General features: G+C 42.4%; 19 protein-coding genes and 1 riboswitch. Of the genes, 5 read left to right on the plus strand and 14 right to left on the minus strand.

Annotation, left to right across the window (positions count from 1 at the left end; translation table 11 throughout):
* Positions 1–46: 46 nt before the first annotated feature.
* From spoIIIAD to AC1MBV_RS10990, 7 genes are all read right to left on the minus strand, one after another.
* Entirely contained in the window at positions 47–448 is a 402-nt protein-coding gene (gene spoIIIAD / locus AC1MBV_RS10960) for a stage III sporulation protein AD (RefSeq protein WP_255749585.1), read from the minus strand.
* A gap of 14 nt (positions 449–462) precedes the next feature.
* Complete coding sequence (gene spoIIIAC, locus AC1MBV_RS10965) at positions 463–666, minus strand: stage III sporulation protein AC (RefSeq protein WP_023511026.1); 204 nt, start codon at positions 664–666, stop codon at positions 463–465.
* A gap of 43 nt (positions 667–709) precedes the next feature.
* Complete coding sequence (gene spoIIIAB / locus AC1MBV_RS10970) at positions 710–1,222, minus strand: stage III sporulation protein SpoIIIAB (RefSeq protein ID WP_255749592.1); 513 nt, start codon at positions 1,220–1,222, stop codon at positions 710–712.
* Positions 1,222–2,175, minus strand: a complete 954-nt coding sequence (spoIIIAA, locus tag AC1MBV_RS10975; protein ID WP_480948776.1) for a stage III sporulation protein AA — start codon at positions 2,173–2,175, stop codon at positions 1,222–1,224. The genes spoIIIAB and spoIIIAA overlap by 1 nt, the downstream gene beginning before the upstream one ends.
* Before the next feature lie 275 nt (positions 2,176–2,450).
* Complete coding sequence (efp, locus tag AC1MBV_RS10980; RefSeq protein WP_255749587.1) at positions 2,451–3,008, minus strand: elongation factor P; 558 nt, start codon at positions 3,006–3,008, stop codon at positions 2,451–2,453.
* 58 nt (positions 3,009–3,066) lie between these two features.
* Entirely contained in the window at positions 3,067–3,225 is a 159-nt protein-coding gene (locus tag AC1MBV_RS10985) for a hypothetical protein (RefSeq protein WP_480948291.1), read from the minus strand.
* 12 nt (positions 3,226–3,237) lie between these two features.
* Positions 3,238–3,744 (minus strand): YqhR family membrane protein, encoded by a 507-nt coding sequence (locus AC1MBV_RS10990; RefSeq protein ID WP_255749588.1) that lies wholly within the window; start codon positions 3,742–3,744, stop codon positions 3,238–3,240.
* 227 nt (positions 3,745–3,971) lie between these two features.
* Between AC1MBV_RS10990 and AC1MBV_RS10995 the strand changes: the two genes are divergently transcribed.
* Together AC1MBV_RS10995 and AC1MBV_RS11000 are read left to right on the plus strand one after the other, a co-directional pair.
* On the plus strand, positions 3,972–4,922 hold the full coding sequence (locus AC1MBV_RS10995; RefSeq protein ID WP_480948292.1) for a DUF1385 domain-containing protein: 951 nt from the start codon (positions 3,972–3,974) through the stop codon (positions 4,920–4,922).
* Between the two features lie 21 nt (positions 4,923–4,943).
* Entirely contained in the window at positions 4,944–5,351 is a 408-nt protein-coding gene (locus AC1MBV_RS11000) for an SA1362 family protein (RefSeq protein WP_480948293.1), read from the plus strand.
* A 78-nt stretch (positions 5,352–5,429) separates the two neighbouring features.
* Here AC1MBV_RS11000 and AC1MBV_RS11005 read toward each other — a convergent pair whose 3' ends face one another.
* Together AC1MBV_RS11005 and mntR are read right to left on the minus strand one after the other, a co-directional pair.
* The gene (locus AC1MBV_RS11005) at positions 5,430–6,317 is read right to left on the minus strand and encodes a patatin-like phospholipase family protein (RefSeq protein ID WP_255749591.1); all 888 of its coding nucleotides are present in this window, start codon (positions 6,315–6,317) and stop codon (positions 5,430–5,432) included.
* Between the two features lie 454 nt (positions 6,318–6,771).
* On the minus strand, positions 6,772–7,200 hold the full coding sequence (mntR, locus tag AC1MBV_RS11010; RefSeq protein ID WP_255749348.1) for a transcriptional regulator MntR: 429 nt from the start codon (positions 7,198–7,200) through the stop codon (positions 6,772–6,774).
* A gap of 193 nt (positions 7,201–7,393) precedes the next feature.
* Here mntR and AC1MBV_RS11015 point away from each other — a divergent pair, with 193 nt between their 5' ends.
* A complete protein-coding gene (locus AC1MBV_RS11015) occupies positions 7,394–7,771 on the plus strand; it encodes a rhodanese-like domain-containing protein (RefSeq protein WP_255749349.1) in 378 nt (125 codons plus the stop codon).
* Between the two features lie 79 nt (positions 7,772–7,850).
* On the opposite strand, the gene gcvPB is transcribed toward AC1MBV_RS11015, so the two are convergent.
* The 3 genes from gcvPB to gcvT are packed head-to-tail and all read right to left on the minus strand — an operon-like array spanning position 7,851 to position 11,772.
* Positions 7,851–9,314 carry an aminomethyl-transferring glycine dehydrogenase subunit GcvPB gene (gene gcvPB / locus AC1MBV_RS11020; protein WP_480948294.1) on the minus strand — a complete coding sequence of 488 codons (1,464 nt, stop codon included), beginning with the start codon at positions 9,312–9,314 and terminating at the stop codon, positions 7,851–7,853.
* Entirely contained in the window at positions 9,307–10,662 is a 1,356-nt protein-coding gene (gene gcvPA / locus AC1MBV_RS11025; protein WP_480948295.1) for an aminomethyl-transferring glycine dehydrogenase subunit GcvPA, read from the minus strand. The genes gcvPB and gcvPA overlap by 8 nt, the downstream gene beginning before the upstream one ends.
* A 12-nt stretch (positions 10,663–10,674) precedes the next feature.
* Entirely contained in the window at positions 10,675–11,772 is a 1,098-nt protein-coding gene (gcvT, locus tag AC1MBV_RS11030) for a glycine cleavage system aminomethyltransferase GcvT (RefSeq protein WP_480948296.1), read from the minus strand.
* A 182-nt stretch (positions 11,773–11,954) separates the two neighbouring features.
* Positions 11,955–12,045: riboswitch (glycine riboswitch) on the minus strand.
* A gap of 136 nt (positions 12,046–12,181) precedes the next feature.
* Between gcvT and AC1MBV_RS11035 the strand changes: the two genes are divergently transcribed.
* Both AC1MBV_RS11035 and AC1MBV_RS11040 read left to right on the plus strand, forming a co-directional pair.
* Entirely contained in the window at positions 12,182–13,858 is a 1,677-nt protein-coding gene (locus AC1MBV_RS11035) for a DEAD/DEAH box helicase (RefSeq protein WP_480948297.1), read from the plus strand.
* A complete protein-coding gene (locus tag AC1MBV_RS11040; protein ID WP_255749355.1) occupies positions 13,836–14,639 on the plus strand; it encodes a YqhG family protein in 804 nt (267 codons plus the stop codon). Before AC1MBV_RS11035 ends, AC1MBV_RS11040 begins: the two co-directional genes overlap by 23 nt.
* On the opposite strand, the gene comGB is transcribed toward AC1MBV_RS11040, so the two are convergent.
* Together comGB and comGA are read right to left on the minus strand one after the other, a co-directional pair.
* Entirely contained in the window at positions 14,626–15,657 is a 1,032-nt protein-coding gene (gene comGB / locus AC1MBV_RS11045; RefSeq protein ID WP_480948298.1) for a competence type IV pilus assembly protein ComGB, read from the minus strand. The two genes, AC1MBV_RS11040 and comGB, sit on opposite strands and share 14 nt — an antisense overlap.
* Positions 15,632–16,720 (minus strand): competence type IV pilus ATPase ComGA, encoded by a 1,089-nt coding sequence (gene comGA / locus AC1MBV_RS11050; protein WP_480948299.1) that lies wholly within the window; start codon positions 16,718–16,720, stop codon positions 15,632–15,634. The genes comGB and comGA overlap by 26 nt, the downstream gene beginning before the upstream one ends.
* Positions 16,721–16,746: the final 26 nt, after the last annotated feature.

Consider the following 16,746-nt stretch of genomic DNA (forward strand, 5'->3'; position numbering starts at 1 on the left):
GATAAAAAGAATATAACCACCTCTCTTTTTCACGACAAGTGACAACTCAACCACCCCCCATTTGCGGCATTAGATGCATAACCGTATCGACAATAGCCGTCAATATTGGGATCGCCATGACAAGAATAATCAGTTTACCGGCTAATTCAATTTTACCTGCAATCGAATTTTGTCCAGCATCTTTGGCGATTTGCGCGCCGAATTCGGAAATATAAGCAATCCCAATAATCTTTAGTATTGTGGCTACATAAACATTATTCAGGTGTGCGTTTTGCGCCATATTGTTCAACATATCCATGACTAGACGGATCTGATCAACCATCATAAGCAGAATAAATACACCGGCGACAAGCGATACGATTAACGCAAATGCTTGATTTTTTTCTTTTAAAATGAGTGCAAGAAAGGTGACAGCCAGTCCCAAGCCGACGATCTGAAGAATATCCATTGGCCAGTTCCTCTCTACATATAGAGAAATACTTGACGTATTTTTTCAAAAAGATCATCAATGAGTGTCGCAGCCATGTAGAGAATGACGATAAATCCAATTAGAGTGACCCATTGCGCCCAATCATCTTTGCCCATCTGCTTCAAAACCGTTTGAATCATGGCAACGATAATACCGATACCTGCTATCTGAAAGATTGTATTCACATCCAGTGACACCGGGAACTCCCTCCTCTCCCCTCGACCAATAACAAAATCATATTTATATGAATAAGAGAATAACCAGTACGCCTGTTAAAAAGCCCAAACTCCGCATCATCTTTTCATTTGATTTTTGAGACTGACGCGCATCCGATTCCTCACGCTCTAAATGTGCTAAAGCAAGTTGAATATGTTTCTTTTGGTTTTCCGCGTCCTCAGTTCCAAGTGTCGTGCCAAATTGAAGAATAATTTCTTTTTCCGGAATCTTCATAGCTGTTCTCGGCCAAAATTGTTCCACCGAATTGAGCCAAGCTTCCTGCAGCGGCAGACCTTTTTTGCGGAGCTGAGTGCTCAATAATGTAAAGAAATAGTTCAACGGAGATGGTATCTGCTTGGAAAGATCTTCGGCCAATTGATCAACCGGAACACGCCCATAAATGATTTCTGCTTCAATGGACTGAAGTGCGGAACGCCATTGTCTAATTTCTCTTGGCCGGTCTCGGAATCGTCTGGCAAGAATCAATCCGGCTGCGGTAGACGCAAATAAGATAAAAAGTGATCCGATAATTTTCATCACTGCCAGACCCCCTCTGTTGCAGACATTTTTCGCCCGAGTTGATCAAGGATCGTTAACCGACACCCCGCTTGATTTGAATAACTTCTACGGGATAAAACAACAAAACGATCAAATAGTTTGGCGTCGATTAACGGCCGAATGGACGGCCGCTGAGCCAACTGATCAAATGTGAATCCGTGAGCAGTAGCCATAACGGTCACACCGGCATTTAGCGCCTCAAACAGAGCTGCTGTATCCTCTGATCCGCCGATTTCATCCACAATGAGCACTTCCGGACTCATTGATCGAATCATCATCATCATTCCTTCGGCCTTTGGACATGCATCCATCACATCGGTACGTGCCCCCAACCGATTCTGGGGAACTCCATTCACGCAACCTGCAATTTCAGAGCGTTCATCAACAATCGCGGTCTTACGAGAAGCAATATAGCGTTCCGCAATGCCTTCACTTACAAGACGAGCTAAGTCTCTGAGCATCGTTGTTTTACCCGTCTGAGGTGCTCCGATTAACAGCGTATTAAACCAGCGTCGACGATTGTAAAGAAAAGGAACCAACGGAAGTGCGGCACCAATCTTTTGTTTGGCAAGTCGAATATTAAAAAAGGTTACATCACGCAAGCGCAGCACATGGCCACGCTCCGTGATCACGCGTCCGGCCAATCCGATTCGATGCCCACCTTGAATGGTTACGTAGCCCCGTTTCAGTTCCTCTTCAAGTGTGTACAATGAGTATTTTCCTATTTTCTGAAGCAGTTCCCGTGCCTGCTCCCTGCTGAAAATCGGCATCCTTGAATTGTCGCTTGGCAGCCATTGATTTCCGGATACGATTAACTCTAATGGCCGACCCGTGCGGCAGCGTATTTCCTCAAGCATACTGCGTTCTTTTTCAGGCATCCGAAGAATGATTTGCTGGAATGGTTCAGGGAGGTAGGGCAGAATCTCGTTCAATAGAATCACCTCGGATAAAGACTGCTGAACAGTTCTTTAGTTCTTCTCAAAATATATGCCGGCTTGTACACAATATGCTTGCTTCAATGCGGATTGATAAGAACATTACAAGGAAAATATGCAATGACTCGATTTGGGAAATATAGAAAATGTGGATGTAAGATAAAGGAATTTACTGTTCTTAGAGCAGCAGCAGCTTATTGACAAACATTTTGAGCATATAAAAAAACAGCTTCCGAAGAAGCTGTTTGCTATTGAATATTTATCTAAGTTAGTTATGCTCGGGAAACATAGAGTCCTGAGCGAGTGTCAATGACTAGTTTGTCCCCTTCGTTAACAAAGAATGGAACGCTGACAACGTACCCTGTTTCAAGTGTTGCCGGTTTCGATCCACCGGACGCTGTATCACCTTTAATACCTGGTTCCGTCGCTGTTACTTCGAGCTCAACGGTGTTAGGAAGTGCAACGCCAAGCGTTTCACCTTGATAGGATTGAATGTTGCATTCCATGTTTTCTTTTAGGAAATTCAGTTGTTCTGTGATTTGACTTGCGTCCAAATCAAGCTGTTCATACGTTTCCATATCCATAAATGTATAGGTAGAACCACTGGAATAGAGGTATTGCATTTTACGATTTTCAATTCTCGCCGGATTCACTTTTTCGCCGCCGCGGAATGTTTTTTCCTGAATCGCTCCTGTACGGAGGTTTCTTAATTTCGAACGCACAAATGCAGCACCTTTACCCGGCTTTACATGCTGGAATTCGATAACAGAGAGGATATCTCCGTCTACCTCAATCGTCAGACCTGTTTTAAAATCATTTACAGAAATCATAAGCTTCCTCCTTTAAATGCGCCGCTTGTTGCTATGGGGACCGTCCCCGTCACTCATTTTAAATAATGGAAAACAATGTCTGAAAACGCTCATGCCCACACCCATGAAAAAAGCATTCATTCCCCTGTTCAGGAAATAATGCATCGAAAAGCGCTCTAACAAGGATATTCCCGCTCGCATCGATGAACGGTGCGCAGACAAAATTCACTTTAGCCATTTTACCACAGCATCACTGATTTGAATAGTTGCTTCCCTTTGAATTTTCTTCAAAATCAAAAGAAATAGAGTAGCCGATAAATAATCCATACAGTGCATACAAGCAAAGTGTCGTTATCAATGTGTTCATATCCAATCTTGTCACAAACGGTAAGCCGTTAAGGAATGGGCGGAATAGAAAAAAGACGCATCCCCATAAGAAGAGACCAAACCCGATTGAAAACCAAATTGATTTTATTTTGCTAAAGATCAGCATATAAATTAAAGCAGCAAAAATAGAGAGGATACTGCAGCCGGCAATAGCAAGTAATTGACCGCCTATTTCATTTCTCCATCCCCAAAAGGTAAGCGGTGCAAATAATAAGGATGGACCAACTTTGCTGAAGTTTAACAAATGGCAGATGAGCCCCATCCCAGACCAAAATAATCCACCAAACAAGCCGGTGACCGCCGTGCGTCCGATTGATTTTGATAACTGATTTTTTTTCTTTCCCTTTACCGATTTTTTTTGTCTAGCCATGATCGTTCCCCTTTTAAGCCTGATTCATGTGCTTCATTATGCCCATTTCAATATTATTCATATACTAAGTGGTAAAAAAGGTCCATGCTACCGACGGAAATACGCTTCCAACTAGAAAACTATGAATAGATCACGAATACAATCCTAGAGGTTTTAAGTAAATTCGGGTAGAATAAGAATAAGTGTAGAGATATTAAATTATTGATGAGAATCGGGCTGATTAGTTAATGGAAAAAATTCTTCCTATATATGGTGGGCAGGCAGTCATTGAAGGTGTGATGATGGGCGGCAAATACACGACAGTTACGGCTGTGCGTCGAAAAGATCAATCAGTCACTTATTTTGAGGCACCAAAAAAAGAATTTCATTCCCTTGCATTTTTCCGAAAGATTCCGGTTCTTCGAGGAATTGTGGCAATTATTGAGGCAAGTGCAATCGGCACAAAGCATCTGAATTATGCTTCTGAAGTCTTCGATGAAGAACCTGGTGCAAAGGTCGAGACAACCGAAGAACCAAAAAAAGGGTTTCATTTAGAAGCCGTAATCGGACTTACCGCAATAGGCATCATTTCATTTCTTTTTGCCAAATTTATTTTCACACTTGTTCCTGCATTCATTGCGAGTTTATTCGAACCGATTATCTCTGGTACCGTTGCTCAAGTACTGCTTGAAGGTTTCTTCAAAATTCTGCTCCTTATCGGCTATGTTTATTTTGTTTCATTAACGCCTATTATGAAAAGGCTGTTTCAATATCACGGAGCTGAGCATAAAGTAATTAATACATTTGAAAGTGGAGATGAACTGACTGTTGTTAATGTGCGCAATCACTCAAGACTTCATTACAGATGCGGTTCAAGCTTTATCCTGTTTACTGCGATAATCAGTATCTTTCTTTACTTTTTTGTTCCGACAGAACCGTTATGGCTCAGACTTGTTTATCGAATAGCGCTAATCCCTCTTGACCTTGGGCTCGCCTATGAAATTCTTAGACTTACAAATAAAGTGCGTCACATACCTGTGTTAGAATGGCTCGGCTATCCAGGGCTGTGGGTTCAGTTGCTAACAACAAAAGAACCAGATGATGATCAGATTGAAATCGGTATTCATGCCTTTGAAGAGATGCGTCGCAGAGAATCAGTCATTGAAAAACAACAAGCACTCGTGCGGCAGGTGCTTTAAAAAAAACGGAGGTGAGTGTCCGTGAGAACATTTTTCTATTCCTTAACCTTCCTTGTAATTGGGGGTCTCGGACTTTTCGGCCTGCTCTCCATGTTCTTACCTAGTCAAAAAAGCGTGATCGTTACGCAGTTGATTATTATCACGTTAATTATCATTATAGGCTTGTTCTTTTTCAGACGTCTCGCCGAATGGACGGGAAACGGAGATCAGGCACGTTATAATAGAGCTCTGCGTCAGTCACGCAAAAGAAAGAAAATGGCTTCAAACGGTCGCAGGACGCGAAGCATTCATCCTGCGTCAAAATTTAAAGTAATAAAGAACGGGTCCCATTCACTTAAAACACTGACACATCAATCGGCGAAAGATCATGGACATTTAACCGTAATCGAAGGTCGCAAGAATAAGAAGAAGAAAAGACTGCTTTTTTAAATAAGGCTTGAATAATCACATTTTTATTTTTTAAAAGGGACCGGCTGAATTCTGCCGATCCCTTTACTTCAGCTTTTGTTAATAAGACCACTGTTCAAGAAATTTTTGTGCATAATCTGCGCCAATTTTAAACAAACGCTCCCGTTCCTGTTCGGATATTTGAAAATCTTTCGTTTTCACTTTATCCACCGGCAGGCAAATAATATTCGTACCTTTTAATTTTTCAATGACTCGCTCATCATGAGCTTCACGCATCGCTTTAAAAAGGCCACGGAAGAGTTCTGCTGCATTTCGAATCTTTAACGCTTCTTTGAAATCCGAATCTTTGTCTGCGATCTGTAATCCTAAAAATGGTCTGGCAGGCAATTCATCCTCCTTATTGTAAATCCATAATGGAAAATTACTCAAGATGCCCCCGTCAACGATTAGCGACTTTACTCCACTTGCATCATAAAGGGGCACTGGTTCAAAAAAGAACGGCAAACAGCAGCTCATTCTCACAGCACGTGCGACTGAGAAGTGATCCGGATCTAATCCATAATCCTTTAAATCATCGGGAATCACGACAAGCCTTGCTTTCGTAACATCAGAAACAATAATTTTCAATCGGTCTTTAGGTAAATCAGCAAACTCTTCTATTCCCTTGGCCTTGAGAAGACCAGCAATCCAATGTTCAAGGTAATCCCCTTTAAAAAGACCCATCTTGAAATACAGACGAAACCATTTAAATAGTGGAAAGCGCATACGCACTGAAGGCTCAAGTAGTTTATTTGTATCCATTTCGCTCATTATTTTTTTCAAATCTTTAGAAGTGTATCCTGCAGCAATTAATGCTGCGACGATAGAGCCTGCACTTGTACCCGCTGTTCGCTTAAATGTATACCCTGCTTTTTCAAGTACTTGCAGCGCTCCGGCAAATGCAAATCCTTTGACACCTCCACCGGAAAATACAATATCAATAATCACACCGCTCCCCCCTCATTTATCATTAAATGAACATAGCATTAGAAAAACCGGTCACAAGCCCGGTCCCTAATCTCCAGTCATGTGTCATTGGTTTGTGTCTTTACGGTGCTGAATCATCACTTCGGTTGCTCACATCAACTGAGCGCGACCGCAGGCGCACCGCGAGCCTCCTCAGATAAGCAGAAATCTGCAGGGTCTCGCTGGCACGCGATCAACAGGGCCGCACCCGCAGGCATCTCGCACCTCTGCTTTGATTCTCGGCTAAGACACTGGTTTATTCGTTTAAATACGGGGCAAAATATTATACTTTCTTATCTTGTTAGAAAACTTGGCTTCGCCAAGCTTCTGACGAAGGCGAAGACTTAGTTGTACTTATACTATACTCAGCTGAATTTTAAACTTTCTTATAATATAAAAAAGAGACCGGAAGTTTTATTCTTCCGATCTCTTTTAATTATTCTTCTTCGTCGCTTCGTTCTTTTATTTCAAACAATTGGCTTACTCGTTTCGGGTCTTCTTCAAAGTACTGGACAACATCACCAATTCGGTCAATGGAATCCCAACTGAGATGATGCTCAATCCCCTCAACATCTTTATAGACATTTTCTTCATGAACGCCAATCAGTTTCAGAAAATCCTCCAGCAGTTCATGTCTATATACCAGCCGCTTGCCCATTTTCTTTCCTTTTGGGGTTAAAATAAATCCACGGTATTTTTCATAAATTAAGTACTGGTCTTTGTCTAATTTTTGCACCATTTTCGTAACCGATGACGAGTGAACGTCCAATGCCTCGGCAATATCAGAAACGCGTGCATAGCCTTTATCTTGAATTAACCAGTAAATTCGCTCAATGTAGTCTTCCATACTCGGAGTAGGCGACATCGTGTCTCCCCCTAACAACTTCCCATTTTCACTACCTCATGTTACTATAACAGCGCTTAAAAAACAAGGAAATACCTTTTATTATCAACATAGCCTATTCTGCAATTCAATAATTAAAGCGATTCCAAGCCTTTCATAAAATGGCACAAATCGTTATAATGAGAATTGAAATGAATTAGGAGGACAACGAGTCATGGGCTGGATCTTTTTACTTGCGATGGTTGCCGCATATTTTGGTTATTTTTTTATTGCCAGATATTTGCAGCGGCGCTATCTTACCACACTATCAGAAGTTGATTTTCGGGCCGGTTACCGCAAAGCACAATTGATCGATGTGCGAGAACCCGACGAATTTAAAAACGGTCACATTCTTGGCGCAAGAAACATCCCATTAACACAATTAAAAATGCGCCATACGGAAGTTCGGCATGATATGCCGATCTACCTGTACGACAGCAATGGCACACGCAGCGCTCGCGCGGCTGCAGTTCTGAAACGAATGAAATACACTAATTTGTATCATCTTGACGGCGGATTCAAAAAATGGAACGGGCGAATTAAAAAAGGATAAGAAAAGCACTTCATTTGTAGAATTTCATCGCACAAAAAAGCACCTTCTCTGAAGGTGCTTTTTATCATTCATATGACTGTTATTGATTTACATAACGCAGAACCGGATGGCGGGCTGCCTGTGTTTCATCAAGTCTGCCGATCACTGTTTGATGCGGCGCTTCTTGAACGAGTTCAGGTGTGTTTATTGCTTCTTTTGTAATCTCAATCAAATGATCCGCAAACGCATCCAGAGTTTCCTTTGACTCTGTCTCTGTAGGTTCAATCATCAAAGCTTCGTCAACGAGGAGTGGGAAATAAATCGTTGGTGGATAATAGCCAAAATCAAGCAGGCGCTTTGCCATATCAAGCGTACGCACCCCTAACTCCTTCTGTCTGCTTCCCGAGAGCACAAATTCATGCTTACACAGCTGTTTAAAAGGTGTTTCAAAATGATCAGAAAGCCGTTTCAACAAATAGTTTGCATTCAAGACAGCATCTTTGGATACCTGGAACAGCCCTTTGCTGCCCATTGTACGGATGTAGGCATAAGCGCGTACATTAATCCCGAAATTTCCGTAAAATGCCTTGACACGGCCAATGGATTGCGGTCGGTCATTATCGAATCCAAAGGTACCGTCTTCTTTTTTCACAATCAGCGGCTTAGGCAGAAACGGTTCCAGTTCTGCTTTAACGCCTACAGGACCTGATCCTGGTCCGCCGCCTCCGTGAGGACCGGTAAATGTTTTATGCAAATTAAGATGAACCACATCATAACCCATGTCTCCAGGACGCGTCACACCCATGATGGCGTTCATATTTGCTCCGTCATAATAGACTTTTCCGCCTGCTGCATGAATGATTTCTGCGATTTCCTGAATGTGCGTTTCAAACAGACCTAAAGTATTGGGATTCGTAAGCATCAGCGCGGCAGTTGTTTCATCGGCAACGCGTTTCAAATCCTCCAAATCAACAAGTCCGTTTTCATCAGACTTAACAGTGACAGCATCAAATCCTGCTACAGCTGCTGAAGCAGGGTTCGTGCCGTGAGCAGTATCCGGAACAATGACCTTGGTACGTTTCAGGTCGCCATTCGCTTCATGGAATGCACGAATAATCATCAAACCTGTCCATTCACCATGTGCACCAGCTGCAGGCTGCAACGTGACTGCGTCCATGCCCGTTATTTCTTGTAGGTTTTCTTGGAGACGATAGAGCAGTTCGAGAGCGCCTTGTACTGATTTTTCATCCTGATAAGGATGGATGTGAGTCAATCCGTCCAGGCGGGCAACGACTTCATTAACTTTTGGATTATATTTCATGGTACAGGATCCTAGCGGATAGAAACCATTGTCAACGCCGAAATTTCTACGTGATAAAGCCATATAATGCCGAACTAACTCCAGCTCCGAAACTTCTGGCCAGTTTGGTTCTTTTTCACGTAAATAATCCTTGCCTACCATTTCAGCCAATGGTACTGCTGGAACGTCAAGCACAGGCAGACTGTAAGCAGTTCTTCCTTGTTTGCTTTGCTCGAAAATGAGCGGCTGATTTTGATTATCCACCTATAATCCCTCCTAGCGCTTCTGCAAATTGATCGATTTCACTTTTCGATCGCATCTCAGTGACCGCAACAAGCATTTTATTTTTACATTGAGCATAGGACTTGCCTAAGTCATATCCGCCAATGATCCCTTTTTCCAAGAGCGCATTGTTGACCTCTGACACAGGTTTTCCGCATTCGATGACAAATTCATTGAAATACGAATGGTCAGAACTGACGCTAATACCATTTCCTTTCAATTGCGTTACAGCGTAATGCGCCTTTTGAATGTTCTGTTCAGCCAATTCACGAATTCCTTTCTTACCAAAAGCATTCATGGCGACAGAAGATGCCAAGGCATTTAATGCTTGGTTGGAACAGATGTTGGATGTCGCTTTTTCTCGACGGATATGCTGCTCACGTGCCTGCAGCGTCAGAACGTAGCCGCGCTGGCCTTTCTCATCGACTGTTTCGCCAACCAAACGGCCCGGTACTTTACGGATCAATTTCTTAGAAACCGCGAAATAGCCGCAATGCGGTCCGCCAAACGATTCGGATATACCTAGAGTTTGGCAATCACCGACCACAATGTCCGCGTTGAATTCTCCAGGAGGAGTAAGCAAGCCAAGCGAAAGTGGATTGCTTGCAACAATGAGTTGAGTTTTCTTCACACCATGAGCAATAGTCTCAATTTCTTTCAGCGGCTCAATCTGTCCAAAGAAATTCGGATACTGTACGATGACACATGCTGTGCTGTCATCAACTGCTGCTTCTAATGCCTGCAAATCCGTACCACCATCTTTTTCAGGAATGGTAACAACCTCTAATCTTCGTCCATGTGCATAGGTCGCCAGAACCTGACGGTATTCAGGATGAACGGTTTCCGATACAACGATCTTTTTGTTGCGTGTTACACCGCTTGAGAGCAGCGCCGCTTCAGCAAGTGAGGTTGAACCGTCATACATCGAAGAGTTTGCAGCCTCCATACCAGTCAATTCACAAATAAGTGTTTGGAATTCAAAAATTGCTTGTAATTCGCCCTGCGACACTTCCGCTTGATAAGGTGTGTACGCCGTATAAAATTCCCCCCGCGAAATAACGCTGTCCACAACGGATGGAATATAGTGGTCATAGATGCCGGCGCCTAAAAAAGACGGATAATCACTTGAGCTCACATTTTTCTTTGCAAGTCCTGTAAGAAAGCGAACCAGTTCAGGTTCGGAGAGCTTCGGTTCAAGTTTTAATTCCCCTTTAAAGCGGATCTTTTCCGGTACATCTGAAAATAAATCTTCGTCTGATTGAACGCCAATGACATCAAGCATCTCCCGGCGATCTTCCTCCGTTACCGGAAGATAGCGAAACTCTGACATTTGATTTCCTCCTCAGGATCTTTTATAGAAAGGTGCTTTAACAACCTTTGCCTTTTTCCGTTTTCCTCGAATATCTACATCAAGCAAGGTTCCTAATTGAGTCCATTCAACAGCGACTAAAGCAAGCCCTAAGTTCTTGCCAAGGGTTGGAGATTGTGTTCCTGTCGTTACTTCGCCAACTTTAGTATCACCTGCGTAAACACTGTAATGTGTACGCGGGATTGCGCGGTCAATCATTTCAAGACCGATGACTTTACGTGTCAATCCTTCGTCTTTTTGCTGTTTCAATGCTGCCTTCCCTATAAACTCTCCAGTCTTTCCTGTTTTTACAGCAAAGCCTATTCCGGCTTCCAGCGGAGTTATAGATGAGCTTAATTCTTGACCATATAATGGCAGTCGCGCTTCGAAGCGCAATGTATCGCGTGCGCCTAATCCACAGGGAATCAATCCATCCGCATCACCTGCAGCAAGCAGCAGATCCCAAAGCATAGATGCTTTTTCCCAAGGACAGTAGATTTCAAGGCCATCCTCACCAGTGTAGCCTGTTCTTGAGACCAAGCAAGGTACGTCCTGTAGCGGAACTTGGGTGGCAAATTTAAAATGTTTAATGGTTGATAAGTCATAATTGGTAATTTTTTGAACAATTGATATGGCGAGCGGTCCTTGCACAGCAAGCAACGCTATTTTATCTGATTGATTGATCACTTTTAATTTTTCCGGAGCATGTTCGGAGAGCCAGTTGAAATCCTTTTCTATGTTCGCCGCATTGACAACGAGTTGGTATTTGTTTTGATCCAAGCAGTAGATCAATAAGTCATCGACAGTTCCGCCATTCTCATAACACATCGCAGTGTAGAGTGCGTCACCCGGTTGCGCCTTGGAAACGTCATTCGTGACCATCTTTTGAAGAAATTGTTCAGCTTCTTCGCCGCAAACCAAAAATTCGCCCATATGGGACACATCGAAAATACCTGCTGCTTTTCGTACTGCATTATGCTCGTTCTTGATTCCCGTAATTTGTACAGGCAACAGAAAGCCGCCGAAGTCAATCAGTTTTACATCATGGCTTTTGTAATAATCATACAATGGCGTTGTTTTCAATTCCGGCATTCCGTTATTCCTCCCGATAAGGTAAATTTGTGAATTAATCGATAAATAGAAATAAAATGAATGAAAGCAAAAAAGGACAGCAGAAGACACTATGCATGTCTTCCCCTGTCCTTATACCTGAAAGTTTATCGCTCACAAAAGCGGTATCCCCTTTGGTAGCCCCGTGGCACTCTCCAGAGGTGCGTCCATTGTAAGTCCTGTTTGCCTGAGAGATTCACTGTTCGTTTGCTCCTTCGGCGACCGCATTGAAGCGATCTCTCCCCACAACGTCATCCGCAATCCATTCAATTGAATAAAAATCGTTTAACTCAAGGCAATGTCGTACATACTAACAATGTTATCCTACCATTTTATCAGTGAAGTTAGCAATACTTTGTTCACAAAATTTTAACATATAAAGGTGTTTTCGATGAAGCCTCTTATCCAATTTGACAGAACCTGGCACGACTCATTCTTCAAACGAATAAATGAAGACGGACCCTGGGCGAAATCAGACCTCTTTTCACTTGCTTATCTAGCTGAAGAAGAGCGCAATGTCCCCTCATTCCATGGGCTGATTGCTCCCGGACGACTTCCTCAGCTCAAATTGCATCCTCACCAAATCGAGACAGCGCGAATTGTCATTGAAGAAATGCATGGCAAAGCCATTCTCGCGGATGAAGTCGGACTTGGCAAAACCATTGAAGCAGGATTAATCATTAAAGAATATATGATACGTGGACTCGTTAAAAAGGTGCTAATTCTAGTCCCCGCTTCCTTAGTCCTTCAATGGGTAACCGAACTAAATACAAAATTCTACATACCCGCTGTCCCCCAGCGCAAAGCCTATGTCTGGAGTCAGTGTGATATTGTTGTCTCATCAATTGATACAGCCAAAAGGCAACCGCATCACGACATCATTATGGAGCAGGATTATGACTTAATTATTATTGATGAAGCGCATAAACTGAAAAACCATAAAACAAAAAACTACCAATTTGTCCAATCGCTAAAGAAAAAGTTTTGTCTATTGCTTACGGCAACACCGATCCAAAACCGTTTAAGTGAAATTTTTTATCTTGTGTCACTTTTGAAACCCGGTTACCTTGGAGATGCTGAGAGTTTCTCGAAAAACTACAAATCGGGAATTCGTTCTGTAAAAAATGAAGACAAACTGAAAGCACTCGTTAATCAGGTTATGGTTCGTAATCGCAGGGAGGATACGGGACTTCACTGGCCGAAACGCATTATCAAATCCTTCGATATCCCGTTCTCAGAAGCAGAGCAGACTTTCTATGAAAGTTTAAGCGAACTAAAACAAAACGGTGTCATTCAGCCCTTTTCACTGCTTACTCTTCAACGGGAAGCATGCAGCAGTCGTGAAGCCGCTTTTGTCACTTTGAATAAAATATACAAATCTACAGCCACGCCGATGAACGAACGGTTGTGGCACAATCTTTTTGATAAATTAAACCGTGTGAATCAAAATGCTAAAGCAAATAAGGCTCTGGAATTAATCAAGCAGATTAATGATAAAGTTATTATTTTTACGGAATATCGTGCTACTCAGCTTTACCTGCAATGGTTTCTGAAAAAAAACGATATTTCTTCCGTTCCTTTTAGCGGAGGCTTCAGGAGAAACAAAAAAGATTGGATGCGCATGCTCTTTCAAAACAAAGTTCAAGTATTGGTTGCGACAGAAGCAGGCGGAGAGGGCATTAATTTGCAATTTGCAAGTCACTTGATTAATTATGATCTGCCTTGGAACCCGATGCGCATTGAACAGAGAATCGGGCGAATTCATCGACTTGGTCAAGAAAACGATGTACATATTTATAATTTTGCTACTCGTGGAACTGTTGAAAGCCACATTCTACATTTGTTGTATAACAAAATTCACTTGTTTGAGCAAGTGATCGGTGACCTGGATAAAATCCTATCTCACATTGATTTAAAAAATGTCGATCAACAGGTCAGCCGTATTTTCGAAGAATCTGAGTCTGATGGGGAAATAAAGGTAAAGTTAGATAATCTCAGCAGTGTCATAAATTTTGAACAGAATCAATTAGAAACGGGGGATCACCATGCAGCAAGCGGAAATTCGTGATTTTCTCATCCGTTTTTTCTCAAGTTCGGACTGTTCGTTGCTTCCTGTCCAAAACCAATCTCAACTTAAGGTCAAATTAACAAAACAAATGGACAAATTGCTAATGAATCGACCCTTTTACTGGCATTACATTGAACAAATCGGTGCCGATGCGGAAACAGCGACCCTTACTTTCAGGTTCAATGATCAAAGCGATGAAGGAGAATTCATCCATTTCGGTTCCCCGCGCCTCCATCAAATTTTCAATACAGCGGAACAAATGGGACGCTATATCCGTCTTTATCAAGTTGTCTCTTCACAAGCCTCTCCCGCTTTGGAACCTTGGCTTGGAATAAATATGAAAATCAGTTATCAATGCGATTTAAAAAAAGATCGTTTGATTTCTATTGGCCTTCAAATGGTAAACGGAACACTCATTGAAGGCTTTCAATCCATGCTAGGCAAACTTGAACTCATTGCGAGACTCCCGGATTATTGCTACACTTTGAGTCCGTTGATCACTGTCAAAAGCGGCATTCAGCGAATTGAACGATTTATCGCATCTGAATTGGAAACGGAACCGTTTGAATGGGCGGATCAGGCGAGCGAACGATGGAAGAAAGATGAAGATTTGCTTGATGCTTTTTATGAACAGGCAGAGAAAAAACCGGAACGATATAATCAGGAAAAAAAAGCATTAGAGGAGCAATATAAACCGAGAATAAACGTCAGATTGATCAACGCCGGTCTTTTCTATTTGCAATCATCAACGTTCATGCCTCAATTTATTAAAGACCGTTAATCATTTGAAAAACCGGCAACAAAATAGAAAGAAATAAAACGAGTACAAATCCGCCGATAATGATCAGAACGATGGGCTGAGTGATCGAAAGCAGCCATTGTGTCTTTTGTTCCATTCGTTTCATAAGCTCGCCGCTTAGACGATACAGTGCATTTCCAAAAGAACCTTGTTCACAGCCTTGTTTGATTATCATTTGAAATTCAGGCAAATAGTAAATAATGCCTTCGATCGACGATTCAAAGGGATGACCTTGGATTAATAGTTCTTCGATTCTTTTGGATTCTAATTTCAAAAATGGTGAAGCCCCTTTTTTAGAGAGAATGTCGATACCCTGTTTTATTGTCAGCCCTGAACGAAGCAGTCCGCTTAATTGAAAGGCTAATTGATGGGTAAAATGTATCCGGATAAACTCGCTAAGAAACGGAACCCGCGCTGCAAATGAGATTCTCTTCAAAAGTGCGCAGCGCCGATATACATACAAGCCTAACAGGATGGCAAAGATCAAACAGGCAATGATCACCAGTATGGTCATCATGTGGGCCGCAAGATAGAGCATCATTCGAGTGATGGCAGGAAGTTCGAGCGAGAGCGACTGATAGAGCTGAATAAAGTTAGGGAGAAGAAACTTACCGACTACATACAGAACAAGTGAGAGAAACCATAGGAGAAAAAGCGGATAGCGCATTAAACGACGCAAAGTCTGAGCATAGAGCTCGCGGCGCAGGATCATCGTGCCGTTCTCAATCAGCGCCTCCGGTAATGCACCGGTCGCTTCCGCAAAATAAATGACACTCGCTACATCTTGTGGAAATTTATCATCGCGAAGGATCTCATGCAGCTTACTTCCTGCTTTCAAACGATCAATCATCCTTTCTATCTTTAAACGAAAAAATTTCTGCTTCCGACCCGCCTGTAATGCCAATGCGATATTCAATGGATAGCCGTTTTTCAAGCTTTCACCTAGATCAACTAACAACTGTGCCTGCTCTTTCTTAGTCCAATTTTTTTGAAAAGCCATCTGAATTCCTCCCTGCTGTATTTTTGGGAATCCAGCCTGTTTCAATACCTTCTTCCAGATAGTCCTCAATTGTTTTATATGCTGACGCTGCGGGGCGCGACAGCTGCCCAGACAAATAATCGTGAAGCGGCATACCTGCGAGAATCTCGTATACACCTGTGCGTTTCGGATGATGACGATGCGGACAATTACGATCACAAGCTTTGCCGCAGTCAGGGCATTGAATGGTCACCAGTCTCTCGGCAATAACCGCCGTAAGAGTTTCCTTCAGATCAAATTTAGGTATTCCCAATTCAAACATTCTCTGCAGTGTGGACAACGCATTTGAAGCATGAACGGTCGAAAGTACCAGATGCCCAGTTAACGACGCACGCACCGCAATTTTTGCCGTTTCTTCATCACGAATTTCCCCGATCATAATAATATCTGGATCATGCCTTAGAATCGCACGAAATCCTTTGGCATAAGTAAAATTTGCCTTTTCATTCACTTCCATTTGGATAAATGAGTCATTCTTCTTTTCAATGGGATCTTCAATGGTAATCACTCGTGCGTGGTATCTTCTTTGCAACGTAGAAAGCAATGCATAGAGAGTTGTCGTCTTCCCGGAACCTGTGGGACCCGATATGAGAATTAGTCCGTTTTCATAAGCAAGCAAGGAAGCAAGTCCACGTTTCGCTTCATCAAAGACGGTTAATTCTTCAATAGTAAGTTCATTTCTATGAGGAAGGATTCGAATCACAAGACTTTCTTTGTTCGGGGTAGGCAACACAGACATACGTAATGAAACAGGGACACGATTGATGACCATTTGCATCGCTCCGCTTTGAGGAAGACGATGTTCGCCAATATCCATTCCCGAACAAAACTTAAAGTGGTTGATGATGCGCTCTGCTGACAATGCATCAAAAACTTCATGTTCAAAAAGATATCCATTAATCCTGAACTCTACCAACGTGTTGTCAATTCTCGGGGTAAAATGAATATCTGAGGCACCGACACTGCATGCTTCATTCAGCAATTGCCGGCTTTGTTTTACTGTATTCTTTTCCAATTGATCCATAGCACCACCTGCTTTCATTGTGAAAT

The organism is Sporolactobacillus sp. PKPK-6 (assembly GCF_056678885.1).